Source organism: Pseudonocardia thermophila (genome assembly GCF_900142365.1).
Taxonomy (GTDB): Bacteria; Actinomycetota; Actinomycetes; order Mycobacteriales; family Pseudonocardiaceae; genus Pseudonocardia; species Pseudonocardia thermophila.
In genome coordinates, this window is sequence record NZ_FRAP01000013.1 from 114,796 (window position 1) to 130,845 (window position 16,050).

Here is a 16,050-nt window from a genome sequence, read left to right on the forward strand (position 1 = left end):
ACGCCATGAGCCCCTCACCACCGGTCGACGAGCCGGCGCCGCCCAGGGTGGACGTCGCGCGGACCTGGCACGACCGGCTGGGACGGCCCGCCCGCGGTCCGCTCCTGCTCGGGTTCGTCGCGTCCGTGATGATGCTGCTCGGCTCGTTCGGTGCCGGGGGCGTGCTCGTCCGCGACCCGATCCTGACGAACTCCCCGCTCGGTTTCTGGCGGTACGGCCACGGCTACCAGCTCGCGGCGATCCTCGTCTACGCGGGGGTCGGGCTGATGCTGTGGGCCTGGGTGCGGCTGGGCCGCGAGGTCCTCGCCGGCCGCACGGGCGGACGGGCAGTGCTCACCACCTCGCTGGTGTGGACGTTCCCGCTGCTGTTCGGCCCGCCGCTGTTCACCCGCGACGTCTACAGCTACCTCGCGCAGGGGGCGCTGCCCCTGTTCGGGTTCGACCCGTACGCCGTCGGGCCGGAGGTCATGCCCGGCGTCGTGGCGGAGAACGTCCACTACTTCTGGCAGAACACGCCGGCGCCGTACGGGCCGCTGTTCATCCTGATCGCCAAGGGCGTCGCCGCGCTGGTCGGCGAGGACATGATCCTCGGCGTCCTGCTCATGCGGCTCGTGCTGCTGCCCGGGCTGGTGATGCTGGTGTGGGCGATCCCCGAGCTGACCCGCCGCCTCGGCGGCCGGGTGCCCGTCGCGCTCTGGGTGCTCGTCGCCAACCCGGTCATGGTCATCCTGATGATCGGGGGCGGCCACAACGACCTGCTGGTCATCGGCCTGCTCGCGGTCGGCGCCGTGCTGGCGCTGCGCCGGGTCGAGATCGCCGGCCGCGACGTCGGTCCCGCGCTGGGCATCGTGCTGGTCACGCTCGGCATGGCGATCAAGGCCACCGCCGGGGTGGCGCTGCCGTTCCTGGTGCTGATCTGGGCGAAGCGCCTGCGGGGCTCGCTGCTCGCGCGGCTGGCGAAGGCCATCACGGCGGGCGTGGCGCTGTTCGCGGTGACGTTCGCGGCGTGCACGCTGGCCGCCGGGGTGAACCTGGGCTGGCTACCGGCGCTGTCCGCGCCGTCGATGATCGTGAACTGGATGTCGCTGCCCACCGGGATCGGCGAGCTGTTCCACACGCTCACGTCGGTCCTCTTCCCGGTGCCCAAGCAGCCGTTCATCAACGTCGCGCGCGCGGTCGGGGCCCTCGTGCTGGTGGTGATCGCGGTGAAGCAGTGGCTCGCCGCCCGCGACTCCGACGACGCCGACATCGTCCGGCGCACCGGGGTGGTGCTGCTGGCGGTCGCGCTGCTCTCCCCCGCGCTGCTGCCGTGGTACGTGAGCTGGGGCGTCACGCTGCTGGCCGCCACCGCGCTGTCGCTGCGCTGGCTGCAGCTCATCGTGTTCGCCTCGCCGATGCTGGTGATCACCTACTACCCCAACGGCGAGGACGCCCTCTACAACCCGCCCTACCTGCTGCTGTGCGCGGCACTGTCGCTGCTGGCGGCGATCTCGCTCGCTCGCCCCGACCCGCTGCGCCTCGCGGCGGGCGCGCGCGACCGTCGCGACGACGACGCCGGGCCGGCCGCCGGACCGGGTACCGCGGCTGTCGCCGCGAGCGGTTCGACGCTCACCGCCGTACCGTCGCCGGAGGAGCCGGCGCTCCCGGAGCCCGTCCCGGTCGAGGAACCGACCGGGCCCGCAGCGGCCGGTGCCCAGCAGCACGCGGGCTGAGCTGGCGGAGCTCCGCGCCGCCGGTGTCACCGACCCGCAGCTGCAACGGGACTACCTGAGCTGCCGTGCCCTGTTCGCGCAGCACGGCCGCACCTACTTCCTGGCCACGCGCCTGCTGCCACCGGCGCGGCGACCGGCGGTGCACGCCCTGTACGGGTTCGCCCGCTACGCCGACGAGGTCGTCGACGATCTGAGGGACACAACGCCCCGGGAGGCGCGCAGAGAACGCCTCGACGCGCTCGACGCCCGGCTGCAGGCCGCGCTGGCCGGCGGGGCCGAGGGCGAGGCCGAACCCGTGGTGCGCGCCGTCGCCCACACCGCCGCGCGGTACGGCATCGCCGCCGCGCTCTTCGCCGACTTCATGGCGTCGATGCGGATGGACCTCACCGTCACCGGTTACGCCGATCTCGACGAGCTGGGTCGGTACATGCACGGCTCGGCGGCGGTCATCGGGCTGCAGATGCTGCCGGTGCTGGGCACGGTGGGCCCGCGTGCCGACGCCGAGCCAGCGGCCGCGGCGCTGGGCGTGGCCTTCCAGCTCACGAACTTCCTGCGCGACGTCGGTGAGGACCTCGACCGGGGCCGGGTCTACGTCCCCGCCGACATCCTGAGCGCGCACGGGGTCGATCGCGAGCTACTGGCGTGGTGCCGGCGCACCGAGCGGACCGATCCGCGGGTGCAGGCGGCACTGCGCGAGCTCGCCGCGCACACCCATGGGGTGTACGAGCAGGCGCGACCGGGGATCGCGCTGCTCGAGCCGGTGTCGCGGGCGTGCGTCGGCGCCGCGTTCGTGCTGTACCGGCGCATCCTGCACGAGCTGGAGCGGGCCGGGTACCCGTTGCACCGCCGGGTCAGCGTGTCGACGGCGCGGAGGGCCGTGGTCGCCGGGCCGGCGCTCGCGCGGGCGATCCTCGCCAGGGCCCGGGCTCGCTGACGGCCCCGCCCTGACCCGCGCGAGTCGCGCGACCCGCCCGGCCACACGCAGGTCTCGCCAGGCCGATCGCGCGACTCGCCCGGGCGGAACGCGCGACCCGCCGAGGACCCGCCACGGCTCAGAACGCCATCGCCTGGGCGCGGCGCTTGACCTCCCGGTGCCGGCCGGCCCGCAGGCACTCGATCGGGGTGCCGGGCAACGAGTCGTCCTCGGTGAACAGCCAGCGGAGGATCTCCGGGTCGGCGAACCCGCCGTCCCGGAGCAGGACGATCGTGCCCTGCAAGCCCTTGACCACGGATTTCCCGTGGAAGAACGCGGCCGGCACGCAAGCCTCGCCGTCGCGGCGGAACGCAAGGTAGAGCCCGTCCCGCAGGTGCTGGTGCACCCGGGTGACGGGAATGCCCAACAGCTCAGCGACGGCCTTGAGGGGCAGCGCCTCGACGTCGATCGACAGCTCGGACACCTCGTTCATGCGGCGGCCCCGTCGGACATCACGCACGACATCCCGTTCACAGCCCGACACAATGCCACAGAACGCGCGCCACGCCACCGGGGTTGGTGGGCGGAAATCCCGCGGACGGTACCGTCGGGGCGTGAACGCCCCGTCCGCGACCGGCACGCTGCTCGACGGCCGGTACCTGCTGGGGTCGGTCATCGCCCGTGGCGGCATGTCGGTGGTGCACCGGGGCATCGACACGCGCCTGGACCGGCCGGTGGCGGTGAAGCTGATGGATCCCCGCCTGGCGGCGGACCCCGCGTTCCGCACCCGCGTCCAGCGGGAGGCGCGCACGGCTGCGCGCATCGACCATCCCTGCGTCGTCGACGTGTACGACCACGGAATCGACGCGTCCGACCCGGCGGACCCCACCGTCTTCCTCGTCATGGAGCTCGTGGACGGCGGCACGCTGCGCGACGTCCTGCGGTCTCGCGGCGCGATCGGGGTGCCGGCTGCGTTCGCGGTGATGGACGGGGTGCTCTCCGGGCTCGCGCAGGCGCACCGGCTGGGCATGGTGCACCGCGACGTCAAGCCGGAGAACGTACTGATCAGCGCGCAGCGGGAGCTCAAGGTCGCCGACTTCGGCCTGGTCACCGCGGCCGCGCAGGCGGGGCAGAGCCACGCCGGCATGATCCTGGGCACCGCGGCGTACCTCTCCCCCGAGCAGGTCGCGACCGGTTCGGCGGACAGCCGTTCCGACGTGTACGCGGCCGGGATCATGCTCTACGAGCTGCTCACCGGGGCGCCGCCGTACACGGGCGACACCCCGCTCTCCATCGCCTACCAGCACGTGCACTCCGACGTGCCGCCGCCGTCGCTCATCGCGGGTGACGTGCCGCCGGAGCTGGACGAGCTGGTGCTGCGGGCCACCCGCCGCGACCCGGCCGCCCGCCCCCCGGACGCCGCGGCGATGCTCGCGGAGCTGCGCGCGCTGGCGATCGCGCTGGAGGTGCCCCGCGTGCCGGTGCCGGCGCCGCCGGTGCGCCCGATCGAGGAGCAGGTCACCGAGCCGCAGGTGCCCCGCCCGGCCGGACATGCGGGCACGCGGGCGCTCCCCCGGGACGAGCACGGCCACACGCTGGTCGGCGCACCCGTCGAGGACGCCGCGGCGCACGCGCGGACCGCGCGGCGCGGTCGGCGCTTCTTCGCCGCCGGGATCGCGCTCGTGCTGATGCTGGCCCTGGTCGTCGGGCTGGTGGCGTGGTGGATGGGCAGCGGCCGCTGGACCGCGATGCCCGCGCTGGTCGGGCTGGACCGGGCCGCGGCCGAACGGGCCCTCGCCGATGCCGACCTCGTCGCGTCGATCACGACGGAGTTCGACGACGCGATCGCGGCCGGGATCGTGAAGACGACCGACCCGGCGGCGGACGCCCGGCTGCTGCGCGGCAGCACGGTCACCGTCACCGTGTCGTCGGGCCGCCCCACCGTCCCCGAGATCGTGCCCGGCACCCCGGTGGCGGACGCCGAGCAGGCGATCCGCGCGGCGGGCTTGCAGCCGGTGCGGTCGGCGTCGGCCCGCGAGCACAGCGAGACCGCCGCTGAGGGCACGGTCGTGCGCACCCAGCCGGGTGCGGGCACGGCGCTGAACATCGGTGGCGCGGTCACCCTCGTGGTCTCCGCCGGGCCGAAGCCGAAGAAGGTGCGGGTGCCGTCGCTGATCGGGATGTCGTTCGACGAGGCCGAGGCCGAGCTGGCCGACCGCGGGCTGAAGGCGGTCGAGCGGCAGCGGCTGCCGTTCGGCCTGGGCTCGCACAACGTGGTCGCGCAGGACCCCGCGCCGGGCACCGAGGTCGAGCCGGGATCGACGGTTCGGCTGATCACGTTCTGACCGCCGATCCCGGGCGGGACTCAGCCTCCGCGCAGCATCTCCGCGACGAGGAACGCCAGCTCCAGGCTCTGCTGGGTGTTGAGCCGGGGGTCGCACGCGGTCTCGTAGCGGCCGGCCAGGTCGTCGTCGGAGATCTCCTGGGCGCCGCCGAGGCACTCGGTGACGTCCTCTCCGGTGACCTCGACGTGGATGCCGCCGGGGTGCGTGCCGAGCGCGTTGTGCACCTCGAAGAAGCCCTGCACCTCGTCGACGATGCGGTCGAAGTGGCGGGTCTTGTAGCCGGTGGTGGATTCGTGGGTGTTGCCGTGCATCGGGTCGCACTGCCAGATCACCTTGTGCCCGGACGAGGTGACCTTCTCGACGATGCCCGGCAACACGTCGCGGACCTTGGTGTTGCCCATGCGGCTGATCAGCGTCAACCGGCCGGGGATGTTGTGCGGGTCGAGCCGCTCGACGTACTCCACAGCCTGCTCGGGCGTGGTCGACGGCCCGATCTTGAGCCCGATCGGGTTGGCGATCAGCTCGGCGAACGCGATGTGCGCGCCGTCGAGCTGGCGGGTGCGCTCCCCCACCCACAGGAAGTGCGCGGAGACGTCGTACAGCTTCGGGTTGGCCGCCTCGCGGGTGTCCAGCCGCAGCATCGCCCGCTCGTAGTCGATGAGCAGCGCCTCGTGCGAGGCGTACAGCTCGACGCTGTGCAGGTTGTGGTCGTCCACCCCGCAGGCGTCCATGAAGCGCAGCGCCCGCTCGATCTCCCGGGCGATCGCTTCGAACCGGGCCCCGGCGGGCGACTGCCGCACGAAGTCCTTGTTCCAGTCGTGGACCTGCGCCAGGTCGGCCATGCCGGTGGCGGTCAGCGCCCGCACCAGGTTCATCGCCGCGCCCGCGTTCGCGTACGCCCGCACCATCCGCGACGGGTCGGGTACGCGCGCCGCGGGGTCCGGGGTCAGCGAGTTGACGATGTCGCCCCGGTAGGACGGCAGGCCGAGCGCGTCGACCGGGGAGCTGCGCGGCTTGGCGTACTGGCCGGCGATCCGCCCGATCTTCACCACCGGCATCGACGCGCCGTAGGTGAGCACGACCGCCATCTGCAGGAGCGTGCGGATCGTGGACCGGATGTGCGGCTCGGTGTTGTCGACGAAGGTCTCGGCGCAGTCGCCGCCCTGCAGCAGGAACGCGCGGCCCTCGGCGACCTCGGCGAGCCGGGTCTGCAACCGGTCGATCTCCGGCGGCAGCGTCACCGGCGGCACGCTCTCCAGCACCGCGCGCACGTGCTTGACCTGCTCGGGGTCCGGCCAGTCGGGCTGCTGCGCGGCCGGCCGGGAGAGCGCGTCGTCGAGCCGGGCCCGCAGGTCGGCGGGCAGCGGCGGCAGCTCGGGCAGCTTCTCGACCGGGGCGTCGACGGTCCAGTTCACGAACGACGAGCCTAAGCGGTCGGTGCGAGCGCCCGTCAGCCGGTCGGTGCAGCAGCCGCGGCCTCGATCACCTGCCAGCGGCGCAGGTTCAGCCGCGCGTCGGCCAGGGCGTCGTGGGCGTCGGCCGTCGGTGGGGGCAGGGCTGGACGGCCCCGGTCCTCCCAGCGCTGGCGCAGCTCACGGGTGAACCGCGGCAGGGCCCGCGGCAAGGCCGGCATCGCCCCCCACAGCTGGCAGAGCGCGACGTGGTCGTACGCGGCGATCCACGCCCACAGCTCCACCTCGCCGGGCCCCGCGGTGAGGAACTCCAGGAGATCGGCCCGCAGGCGGGCCCGGGAGCGCCACGCGGGGTCGCTGGGCGACGGCAGTTTGGGCAGCACGTTGGCCCGCACCCACGGGCCGGCCTTGCTCGCGTCGAACTCCGTCGAGACCGCGTAGAACTCGCGCCCGTCCTCGGCGACTACCCCGATCGACACCAGATCGATGGTCCTGCCGTCCTCGATGAACTCGGTGTCGTAGAAGTAGCGCACGAGCAGAGCCTATGCGCAGCACCCGCGAAACGTCCCGCTCGGCGTCCCACTGATCGCCGACGTCACGGCGCTGCGGCTTGACGACACCGTGGGTGCGCGTTTGGCTACGGCGCGTGCGGGGGTGGCGCGGACGGACGGCGACGGCCTACCTCCTGCTCGCCCCGAGCCTGTTCGGCGTGGCCGTCTTCCTGGTGCTGCCGATCCTGGTCGTGCTGTGGCTCGCCCTGCACCGCTGGGACATCCTCACGCCGAGCACGTTCGTCGGGCTCGCCAACGTCGTCGAGGTCGCCCGGGACGGGCGGTTCCTGCACTCGCTGGTGGTCACGGCCGTGTTCGTCGCGTTCACGATCCCCGCGCAGACCGTGCTGGGCCTCGCTGCCGCCCTGCTGATCAACCGCGGCCTGCGCGGCTCGGCGATCTACCAGGTGGTCCTCGTGCTGCCGTGGATCTGCGCGCCGCTCGCGCTCGGCGTGGTGTGGCGGTGGATCCTCGCCCCCACCGACGGCGCGCTGAACACCCTGCTGGGCACGCGGATCGAGTGGCTGGCCGACCCGGCGCTGGCGCTGCCGTCCGTGGCCGCGGTGTCCGTGTGGACACAGGTGGGGTACGTCGCGCTGTTCTTCGTCGCCGGGCTGCGGGCGATCCCGCCGGCCGTGCACGAGGCCGCGGTGCTCGACGGTGCGGGTCCCTGGCAGCGCTTCTGGCGCATCACCCTGCCGCTGCTGCGCCCCACCACGTTCTTCGTGCTGGTCACCGGCGTGATCGCGAGCTTCCAGACGTTCGACGCGGTGTACGCGCTCACCCCGAAGGGCGGGCCGCAGCTGTCGACCGACGTGGTGGCGGGCCGGATCTACTACGAGGCGTTCGAGTCGCGGGCCGTCGGCAACGCGGCGGTGATGGCGCTCGGGCTCTTCGTGGTCCTCGTGGTCGTCACCGTCGTCCAGCAGCGCTGGTTCGCCCGGCGCACGACCTACGACCTGTCGACGTGACCGCTGTGCTCCGCTCCCGCCTCGGGGTGCTCGCCAGCCACCTCGCCCTGCTCGCCGGCGCAGCGCTCACCCTCGCCCCGTTCCTGCTGTCCGTGCTGACCTCGCTCACCTCGCCGCAGCAGTTCGCGGCGGAGGGGCCACTGTCGTGGCCGGACCCGGTCACCGGGGCGAACTACGCGCAGCTGTTCACCCGCTACGAGTTCGTCACCCCGGTCGTGGTGACCGCGCAGGTCGTGCTCGTGATCCTCGTGGGCCAGCTGGTGTTCTCGGTGTTCGCCGCGTACGCGTTCGCGCGGCTGGAGTTCCCCGGCCGCGACGCGCTGTTCTGGGTGTACCTGGCGACGCTGATGGTGCCCCAGGCGGTCACGATCATCCCGTTGTACTCCATGATGACGGCGGTGGGGCTGCGGAACACGTTCTGGGCGCTGGTGCTGCCGTACCTGTTCGGGTCACCGTACGCGGTCTTCCTGCTGCGCGAGCACTTCCGCGGCATCCCCGGCGAACTGATCGACGCCGCCCGGCTGGACGGCTGCGGCACGCTGCGGATCCTGCGCCACGTGGTGGTTCCGGTGTCGAAGCCGATCCTGACGACGCTGGCCGTCATCACGGTGGTGACGCACTGGAACAACTTCCTGTGGCCGCTCGTGATCACCGCGGGACCGCAGTGGCGGGTGATCACGGTGGCGACCGCGGGCCTGCAGAGCCAGTACAACGGCAACTGGACGGTCGTCACGGCGGCGACGACGCTGGCCGTCGCGCCCCTGCTGGTGCTGTTCCTGGTCTTCCAGCGCAACGTCGTCCGGTCGATCACGATCACCGGCTTCCGATGAGGAGAGCGGAATGAAGATCACCCACCTCGCGGCCGCGGTGACGGCCGCGATCGCGCTGGCGGTGACGGGGTGCTCCCCGGTCGCGCCGGCGGACGAGCCGGCCCAGGGTGACGGCCCGACGACCGTGACGGTGCGGCTGTGGGACCAGCAGGTCGCCGCCGCCTACGAGAAGTCGTTCGCCGAGTTCGAGCGGCGCAACCCGGACATCACGGTGAAGCTCAACGTCGTGCCGTACAGCAACTACTTCACCCAGCTCCCCCTGGACGTCTCCAGCGGCACCGTCGACGACGTCTTCTGGGTCAACACCACGTACTTCGGGGCGTTCGCCGACTCCGGGCGGCTGATCGACGTCGGCAAGGAGCTCGCCGACCTCGTGCCGGGGTTCGTGCCGGCGGCGGTGGAGCAGTACACCCGCAACAGCACGCTGTGGGGCGTGCCCGCGCTGACCGACGGGCGGATCGCGCTCTACTACAACAAGGCGATGGTCGCCGAGGCCGACGTCGATCCGAACAACCTCACCTGGCACCCGACCGACCCGGCCGCCGACACGTTCCTGCCGGCCGCCCGCAGACTCACGAAGGACTCCGCGGGCCGCACCGCCGACCAGCCCGACTTCGATCCCAAGTCGATCGTGCAGTACGGGTTCAACGCCGGCCGCGACCTGCAGGCGATCTACTACAACTTCGTCGGCTCGAACGGCGGACGGTTCCAGGACGAGGACGACGCGTTCGTCTTCGCGAACCCGCAGGCCGAGCAGGCGTTCACCTACCTCGTCGGGTTGATCAACACCGCGCACGTGGCACCGCCCGCAGCGGATACGAACTCCAACGGCGACTTCAGCCGCGACCAGTTCATCCAGGGCAAGATGGCGCTTTTCCAGTCGGGCACCTACAACCTGAAGAACATCGCCGACGGCGCCCGCTTCGAGTGGGGCATCGCGCCGATGATCGCCGGGCCGGTCGGCCGGGTCAGCGTCGTCAACAGCGTGATCGCCGCCGGGCACGAGGCCAGCCCCCGCAGGGAGGCGGCGCTGCGGGTGCTGCGGTGGCTGGGCTCGCAGGAGGGCGCCCGGTTCGTCGGGGCCGAGGGGGCGGCGCTGCCCGCCGTGACGGCCGCGCAGCAGGCGTTCTACGACTACTGGCACTCCCGCGGTGTGGACACCCGGTTCTTCGGCCCAGAGGGCGGCACGTTGACCATCCCCGCCCCGTCCGGCCCGAAGTACGGCGCCGCGGACGCCGCGATGGAGCCGATCTTCAACGAGATCTTCGCCGGGCGCATCGCGGTCGGCCCGGGGCTGCAGGAGGCGCAGGACGCGGCGAACGCGGCCGTGCGCTGAGCCGCCCCCCGTGGTGGCCGGGGTGGGCCGGGCCACCCGCGTCGAGAACGAAGTCGTGGAGGTTTCCCGTCGTCTCGAACAGCCACGACTTCGTTCTCGACGAGCACGGGCCGCACGGTTCGGTCCGGCGCTGCCGCGGACGTCAGTCGCAAGAGCTCGGGATGAAGATGTTGCAGCGCCGGTTCGCCAGGGTGGCCGGAGTGTCCTCGTCCGCCGACGAGCTGGCGCCGCTGCTCGGGGCCACCCCGCGCTGGGTCGTGGTGGCCTTCGGCGCGGTGGTGGTCACCGGCGCCTTCGTCGTCGTCTTCGCGGGCGCCTTCGTCGTGGGCGCCACGGCCTTGGCCTTCGGCTTCGCGGAGGTGGAGACCTTCGGGCTCGGCGCGACCGTGGTGATCGGTGCCGCCGGGGCGGTGATGTCGGCGGCCGGCCGCGGCACGGTCGGGGTCTCGCGCTCCTGGAACGACGAGATCCACGCCGTGACGCCGGCGATGACGACGACCACGACGATGCTCATGCCGACCAGCGGGGCCAGCGACTTCGCGTAGGCCGCGGCGCCGGTGCGCGCCGGGCGCCGGGATCCGACGTACGGGCGCTCGTGCGGCCGGTCCTGCACCACGATCGGCCCGGCGAGGGCGGTCGCGTCAGGATGCGGACCCATCGGCGGCCGCGGCGGGCCCGGCATCACCGTGGTGGCCTGCGCCGCCGTAGGCGGCTGCACCGGCCGGCGAGGAGCGTGCGGGGCTGCCTGGGGAACGGCTGGGCGCGGCGGCTGCGGTGCGCGCACGACCGTCGTCGGAACCGCGGGCGGCGCCGCGGCGGGCCGGGGAGCGACCCGGGGCGGCTGCACGACCGCCGTACGATCATCCCGCATCGAGTACCCCTCCGTGGTCGGAGGCATACTAGCTGGAGCCTTCGCTACCGACAAATGGGTGGTCTGCTTCGGACCCGTGGGTCCCCCGACCGGAGGCTTGGGTCCCCTGGGAGTCATCGGACCGGGTGAGGGACTCGTCCGGGAGTGTGGTCCGGGCTGACGCGGGTACGGCACGGGCGGAGCACCCACGCGATCGATGCCGGAAGCCACGTGAGAAACATCGATCGCGCCCGGCCCGGCATTACAGAACGCAACCGGGATCTGCCCGTCGAACGGGTGACACCGGCCACCGCCCCGGCCCGGGCGCCCGCCATCACGAGGCCTTCGACCGCTACGCCGCCGCAGCCCGTTCCTTGACCGACGCAGCGTACTGATCGACGTAGGTCTGGCCGGACAGCTCCATGAGCGCGTACATGATCTCGTCGGTCATGGACCGCTCGGTGAACCGGTCGCCGGCCAGGCCCGCGTAGCGGGAGAAGTCCAGCGGCTCCCCGATGCGGATGTGGACCTTGCGCGGCCGCCACATCCGCGAGCCGATCGGGTTGACCCGATCGGTGCCGATCATCGCCACCGGGATCACCGGCACACCGGCCTCCAGGGCCATCCGGGCCACGCCGGTCTTGCCCTTGTAGAGCCGGCCGTCCGGCGACCGGGTGCCCTCCGGGTAGATGCCCAGCAGCTTGTCCTCGCGCAGCAGTCGCACGGCCGTGTCGAGCGCCGCCTGGGCGGCCGATCCCGAGGAGCGGTCGATCGGCACCTGTCCGACCCCGGTGAAGAAGATCTTCTTCGCCTTGCCGACGAGCCCGGGCTGAGTGAAGTACTCACGCTTGGCCAGGAACGTGATCCGCCGCGGCACCATCAGCGGCAGCACGAACGAGTCGACGACCGCGAGGTGGTTGCTCGCGAGGATCGCCCCGCCGCGCTGCGGGATGTGCTCGAGTCCTTCGACCGATGGCCGGCAGAACAGCCTCAACAGGGGGCCGAGCAGGACGTACTTCAAGCACCAGTACAGCACCCGGACGCGGCCCCTCTCGAGTTCGTGCTCGCAAGCCTACGAACAACGGAAGTCGATCGACAACGCGGGCCGATCGATCACGCGCGCATGCCCCGACCGGACCGGCGAAGCCCCTCCTCAACACGGCTTCGAGATGCCAGGATGGACCAACGGCGGGCGACCGGCGACCGGCGTGCAGGGATTGGGGGTGTTCGGTGAGCGGTGGTTCGAACCAGGAGGGCGGACGAGAGCTCGGCCGCGACCCCGTCCGCGACGAGTTCGAGGCCATCGTCGCGCAGCTGAAGGCGCAGGGCCCGGTGCCGAAGTGGCCGGCCCCGCCCGCGGATCCCGCCACCCAGCCGCACTGGGTGGTCGGCCCCGACGCCACCACGGTCCCCGTGCCGCTCACGCCCGCCCGGCCGTGGGACGACGACCAGGAGCACTACATCCCGCCGGAGCCGCCGCCGCTGCCCCGGATCGGGCCACCCGCGATCGTCGGCGCCGTGCTGCTGATGCTCGGCCTCCTGCTGGTGATCACCCCGTCCTGGCTGGGCATGAGCGAGGTCTACGGGTTGCCGCTCGGCCTGATCTCGCTGGCCGCGGGCCTCGGGTGGCTCGTGCTGCGGCTGTGGCCCGATTCGGTGTCCGCCGTCGACCGCGACGACGATCCCGACAACGGAGCGATCGTCTAGCCCTTCAGCTGCGGCGCAGCTGTTCCCTGGCCAGCTGCGCCGCCCCTACGACGGCGGCCGCCTCCCCGAGCTGGGCGGTGCGGATGCGCGCCAGCGGACGGTTGCCCGCGCCGGTGACGGTCGCGGCGTAGTGCTCGCGGGCCTCGTCGAGGAACAGCGGCGCCGACCCGGACACCCCGCCGCCGATCACGACGAGCTCGGGATCGAACACGTCCGCGACCAGCGCGAGACCCTCGCCCAGCCAGCGGGCCAGGTCGGCCATGGCCTCGACGGCGACCGGGTCGCCGCGCAGCGCCGCGGCCGCCACCCGCCGTCCGGTAACGCTGCCCGGGTCCTCGGCGACGAGGCGGCGCAGCTCCGGGGACCGGCCCGGGTCGTGGGCCAGCAGCTCGACGGCGGTGGTGGCCAGCGCCGTGCCGCTGCAGTAGCGCTCCCAGCAGCCGGACTTCCCGCACGGGCAGGGCCGCCCGTCCGGCACGACCCGCAGGTGCCCCAGTTCCGGCGCCACCCCGAACGCGCCGCGGTACAGCGAGCCGTCGAGCAGCAGCGCGGAGCCGATGCCGGTGCCGAGCGCGATGAACACCGTGTTGGACGCGCCCGCCGCCGCCCCGAAGTACCGCTCCCCCAGCGCTGCGGCGTTCGCGTCGTGCTCGACGACGACGGGCAGCTTGATGCGCGCCGAGATCCGGTCGGCGACCGGCGCGTCCCGCCAGGACAGGTGCGGTGCGAACCGCACGCCGCGCAGGTCGGGGGTGATGAACCCGGCGAGGGCGAGCCCGACGGCGGTCACCCGGTGCCGGCGGGCGAGCGTCTCCACCAGGCCGGCGATCGCGTCCTCGAGCGCGGCATCGGAGCCCGGGGTCGAGGTGCGCACGGTGTCCAGCACGGTGCCGTCGGCGTCGACGACGCCGGCGCGCACGCTGGTCCCGCCGACGTCGACGCCGATCGCCACGCCCCTGCTCATCGTGTCCCCCGTTCGCCCGTTCCGTGCGGTGCCCGGCCCGGGGCCGAGCCGCGAGTTGCCCCGTACAGGAGGGTGAGTTCGCCCGACGGGGACGCGTCGGGCGGGACGGGGCGGTGTCCCGAGAAGGACGACCCGGCGTCCCGGAGGGGGCGACTCGCCGTTCCCGAAGGGACGACTCGCCGGGCCGGACGGGACAACTCGCCGGGCCGGACGGGGCAACTCGCCCGGCCGGAACGGGGAACTCGCCGGGCCGGAACGGGGAACTCGCCCGCCCGCACGGGACGACTCGCCGGGTCGGACGGGACAACTCGCGGGATGGCGGGCGGGCTCACCGCACCACCGGGATGTGCTGGACCTTGCGGCCGCCCGGCCTCGACCCCTCGGGCTCCGGCCGATCAGCACGCGCTTGCGGGTCGCCTTCCTCCAGCGCCGCGCGCAGCACCGCCAGCAGGCCGCTGGCGTGCTCGGCGAGCCGGATCGTGAGCTCGGTGCGCTCCCCGCGCAGGGCGGCGAGCACCGCGCACACCGGGCAGACGGCGCAGGTCGTGGCGTGCGCGGCGGACGGCGGGCCGCTGCGCGCCGCGTCGAGGATCGGGGTGATCCGGTCGATGCTGTCGAGCAGCACCTCACGGAAGTCGTCGCGGAGCTCGCCCAGCTGGGGGCCGTGCCCGCAGGTCTGCTCAGCCACGGGCCGCCCCCTCCGGTGACTGCGGCCAGAACTGCGGATCGGGCACGAACGTGATCTTCAGGTCGTCGCCCTCCAGCCGCGCCGCGACCACAGTGCAGCGGACCAGTACCGACGGCAGTGCGACCATCCGGCGCACCCCGCCGAGGGACACGGCGAGATCGTCGCCGACCCGGGCCAGCTCCAGCGGCCCGTCGGCGGCACCCGGCAGGCGCAGGGACAGCTCGAACTCCGAGTCGGGCGAGGTGCCCGAGCCTGCGGTGCGTTCGACCGTCAGCAGCGGCGGGCCGGGCGTGCCGGGGGCGGCCGGGTCGTCGGCGCCGTAGAGCGCGTCGGCGATCCCGAGCAGCGCCTCGACGCCGGTCGGCTCGGCCGCGGTGTACGGGGCGGTGCGCACCGGCGCGTAGTCCAGCGCGGCGATCTCGGCCAGCACCGCCTGCTGCTCGGTGTGCCGCTCCCGCAGCCAGCGCGCCGCGGGCCCGCGCAGCGAGGGGGGTGGGCCGGGCAGCAGCCGGTTCACGACGACTCCGTCGACCCGCAGGCCGTGCAGGGCGAGCGCGGTGAGGGTGCGCCGGGTCTCGGCTGCGACCACCCGCTCCGGGGTGAGCACCAGTCGGATCGACGTGCGCGCGTGGTCGGCGAGCAGGGCTCGCAGCTCCCGCAGGTGGTCGGCCAGCCTGTCGAGCGCGTCGACCGTCGAGTCCCAGGTGGCTGCGGCCTCCTTGGCACCGCCGGACATCCCCGCGAGCAGGCCGCGCACCGCGCGCCGGTGCGCCGGGAACAACCGCTCCAGGTAACCGCTGAGCGCCTCGGGCAGCCCGAGCAGCCGCAGCGTCTCGGCAGTGGGCCCGCAGTCGACGACCACGACGTCCCACGCCCCGGTCGTGGCAGCGCGGGCGACCTCGCCGAGGGCGAGGATGTCCTCCACCCCGGGCAGGACCGTCAGCTCGTCGGCGACCAGCTCGTCGACCCCGGCCCCGGCGAGCAGCGTGCGCAGGTGGCCCTGCAGGGTCGTCCAGGACGAGTCGAGCAGCGCCCGGCTGTCGATGTGCGCCGCGTGCAGGCCGGTCATCAGCTCGGTGGGTTCACCGCCGAGATCGGCCTCCAGCGCGTCGCCGAGGGAGTGCGCCGGGTCCGTGGACACGACGAGGGTCTTGCGACCCGACCGCGCCAGGCGCGCGGCGGTGGCGGCGGCCAGTGTGGTCTTGCCGACGCCGCCCTTGCCGGTGAACAGCACGACGCGCACGCCGAGCACGGTATCCGGCCCCGACCGGGGCACTCCCGGCAGGCCGCTCCATCACGCTCCGCGGAGCGATTCGACGCGCCGCTTCAGCCCCTTGAGCGCCGTGTCGATGATGACCTTCTCGGCCTTGCGGCGGAGCATCCCGATCATCGGGATCGCGAGGTCCACCGACAGCGTGTAGGTGACGTCGGTACGGACGCCGTCGCCCTCCTCGACCTCCTCCAGCACGTACGACCCGTCCTGGGCCCGCTGGATCTGGCCCTTCACCAGCGTCCAGCGCACCGACATCCCGTCCGGCGCCCAGGTGTAGTCCAGCGTGTAGGTGTCCTTGATCGGCCCGGCGTCCATCGTGAACCTGACCCGTTCGGCCCGGCCCTCCCCGTCCTCGGAGACGATCTCCACGCCGTTGATCTGCTCGGCCCACGTCGGGTAGGCGGGGAAGTCGGCGATCACCGCCATGACCTGCTCCGGCGGCGCGTCGATGCGGATGGTGGACGAGGTGGCGTCGGCCATGCACGCAGGTTACCCAGC

16 protein-coding genes are annotated in these 16,050 nt (G+C 73.2%); 7 read left to right on the top strand and 9 right to left on the bottom strand.

The features are described from left to right. Nucleotides 1–5: 5 nt before the first annotated feature. Both mptB and BUE41_RS17500 read left to right on the top strand, forming a co-directional pair. Entirely contained in the window at nucleotides 6–1,712 is a 1,707-nt protein-coding gene (gene mptB, locus BUE41_RS17495; protein ID WP_234997358.1) for a polyprenol phosphomannose-dependent alpha 1,6 mannosyltransferase MptB, read from the top strand. Next, entirely contained in the window at nucleotides 1,690–2,646 is a 957-nt protein-coding gene (locus tag BUE41_RS17500; protein ID WP_200803973.1) for a phytoene/squalene synthase family protein, read from the top strand. The genes mptB and BUE41_RS17500 overlap by 23 nt, the downstream gene beginning before the upstream one ends. A 118-nt stretch (nucleotides 2,647–2,764) precedes the next feature. On the opposite strand, the gene BUE41_RS17505 is transcribed toward BUE41_RS17500, so the two are convergent. Continuing rightward, the gene (locus tag BUE41_RS17505) at nucleotides 2,765–3,118 is read right to left on the bottom strand and encodes an Rv2175c family DNA-binding protein (RefSeq protein ID WP_073458196.1); all 354 of its coding nucleotides are present in this window, start codon (nucleotides 3,116–3,118) and stop codon (nucleotides 2,765–2,767) included. 121 nt (nucleotides 3,119–3,239) lie between these two features. On the opposite strand from BUE41_RS17505, the gene pknB reads away from it, so the two are divergent. Continuing rightward, the gene (gene pknB / locus BUE41_RS17510; protein WP_073458197.1) at nucleotides 3,240–4,970 is read left to right on the top strand and encodes a Stk1 family PASTA domain-containing Ser/Thr kinase; all 1,731 of its coding nucleotides are present in this window, start codon (nucleotides 3,240–3,242) and stop codon (nucleotides 4,968–4,970) included. Between the two features lie 20 nt (nucleotides 4,971–4,990). Here the strand turns inward: pknB and BUE41_RS17515 are convergent, their stop codons facing one another. Together BUE41_RS17515 and BUE41_RS17520 are read right to left on the bottom strand one after the other, a co-directional pair. Continuing rightward, complete coding sequence (locus BUE41_RS17515) at nucleotides 4,991–6,385, bottom strand: class II 3-deoxy-7-phosphoheptulonate synthase (RefSeq protein WP_073458198.1); 1,395 nt, start codon at nucleotides 6,383–6,385, stop codon at nucleotides 4,991–4,993. Nucleotides 6,386–6,420: 35 nt separating this feature from the next. Beyond that, the gene (locus tag BUE41_RS17520; protein WP_073458199.1) at nucleotides 6,421–6,915 is read right to left on the bottom strand and encodes a polyadenylate-specific 3'-exoribonuclease AS; all 495 of its coding nucleotides are present in this window, start codon (nucleotides 6,913–6,915) and stop codon (nucleotides 6,421–6,423) included. A gap of 113 nt (nucleotides 6,916–7,028) precedes the next feature. On the opposite strand from BUE41_RS17520, the gene BUE41_RS17525 reads away from it, so the two are divergent. From BUE41_RS17525 to BUE41_RS17535, 3 genes are read left to right on the top strand one after another with little or no spacing between them, the layout of a single operon-like run. Further along, the gene (locus BUE41_RS17525; RefSeq protein WP_073458200.1) at nucleotides 7,029–7,904 is read left to right on the top strand and encodes a carbohydrate ABC transporter permease; all 876 of its coding nucleotides are present in this window, start codon (nucleotides 7,029–7,031) and stop codon (nucleotides 7,902–7,904) included. Continuing rightward, nucleotides 7,901–8,734 carry a carbohydrate ABC transporter permease gene (locus BUE41_RS17530; RefSeq protein WP_073458201.1) on the top strand — a complete coding sequence of 278 codons (834 nt, stop codon included), beginning with the start codon at nucleotides 7,901–7,903 and terminating at the stop codon, nucleotides 8,732–8,734. Before BUE41_RS17525 ends, BUE41_RS17530 begins: the two co-directional genes overlap by 4 nt. Nucleotides 8,735–8,744: 10 nt before the next feature. Then, nucleotides 8,745–10,070 carry an ABC transporter substrate-binding protein gene (locus BUE41_RS17535; protein ID WP_073458202.1) on the top strand — a complete coding sequence of 442 codons (1,326 nt, stop codon included), beginning with the start codon at nucleotides 8,745–8,747 and terminating at the stop codon, nucleotides 10,068–10,070. 142 nt (nucleotides 10,071–10,212) lie between these two features. Here the strand turns inward: BUE41_RS17535 and BUE41_RS30835 are convergent, their stop codons facing one another. Continuing rightward, entirely contained in the window at nucleotides 10,213–10,788 is a 576-nt protein-coding gene (locus BUE41_RS30835; protein ID WP_073458203.1) for a hypothetical protein, read from the bottom strand. Between the two features lie 484 nt (nucleotides 10,789–11,272). Continuing rightward, nucleotides 11,273–11,956: a lysophospholipid acyltransferase family protein gene (locus tag BUE41_RS17545; RefSeq protein ID WP_073458204.1), complete on the bottom strand. Its 684-nt coding sequence runs from the start codon at nucleotides 11,954–11,956 to the stop codon at nucleotides 11,273–11,275. A gap of 194 nt (nucleotides 11,957–12,150) precedes the next feature. Between BUE41_RS17545 and BUE41_RS17550 the strand changes: the two genes are divergently transcribed. Beyond that, a complete protein-coding gene (locus BUE41_RS17550) occupies nucleotides 12,151–12,627 on the top strand; it encodes a hypothetical protein (protein ID WP_073458205.1) in 477 nt (158 codons plus the stop codon). A gap of 4 nt (nucleotides 12,628–12,631) precedes the next feature. On the opposite strand, the gene BUE41_RS17555 is transcribed toward BUE41_RS17550, so the two are convergent. The 4 genes from BUE41_RS17555 to BUE41_RS17570 form a co-directional block, all read right to left on the bottom strand. Next, complete coding sequence (locus BUE41_RS17555) at nucleotides 12,632–13,591, bottom strand: ROK family glucokinase (RefSeq protein ID WP_073458206.1); 960 nt, start codon at nucleotides 13,589–13,591, stop codon at nucleotides 12,632–12,634. A 328-nt stretch (nucleotides 13,592–13,919) separates the two neighbouring features. Further along, nucleotides 13,920–14,279, bottom strand: a complete 360-nt coding sequence (locus BUE41_RS30840) for a hypothetical protein (RefSeq protein WP_084755277.1) — start codon at nucleotides 14,277–14,279, stop codon at nucleotides 13,920–13,922. Continuing rightward, entirely contained in the window at nucleotides 14,272–15,522 is a 1,251-nt protein-coding gene (locus tag BUE41_RS17565; RefSeq protein ID WP_073458283.1) for an ArsA family ATPase, read from the bottom strand. The genes BUE41_RS30840 and BUE41_RS17565 overlap by 8 nt, the downstream gene beginning before the upstream one ends. 51 nt (nucleotides 15,523–15,573) lie before the next feature. Further along, nucleotides 15,574–16,032: an SRPBCC family protein gene (locus tag BUE41_RS17570; RefSeq protein WP_073458207.1), complete on the bottom strand. Its 459-nt coding sequence runs from the start codon at nucleotides 16,030–16,032 to the stop codon at nucleotides 15,574–15,576. Between the last annotated feature and the right edge of the window lie 18 nt (nucleotides 16,033–16,050).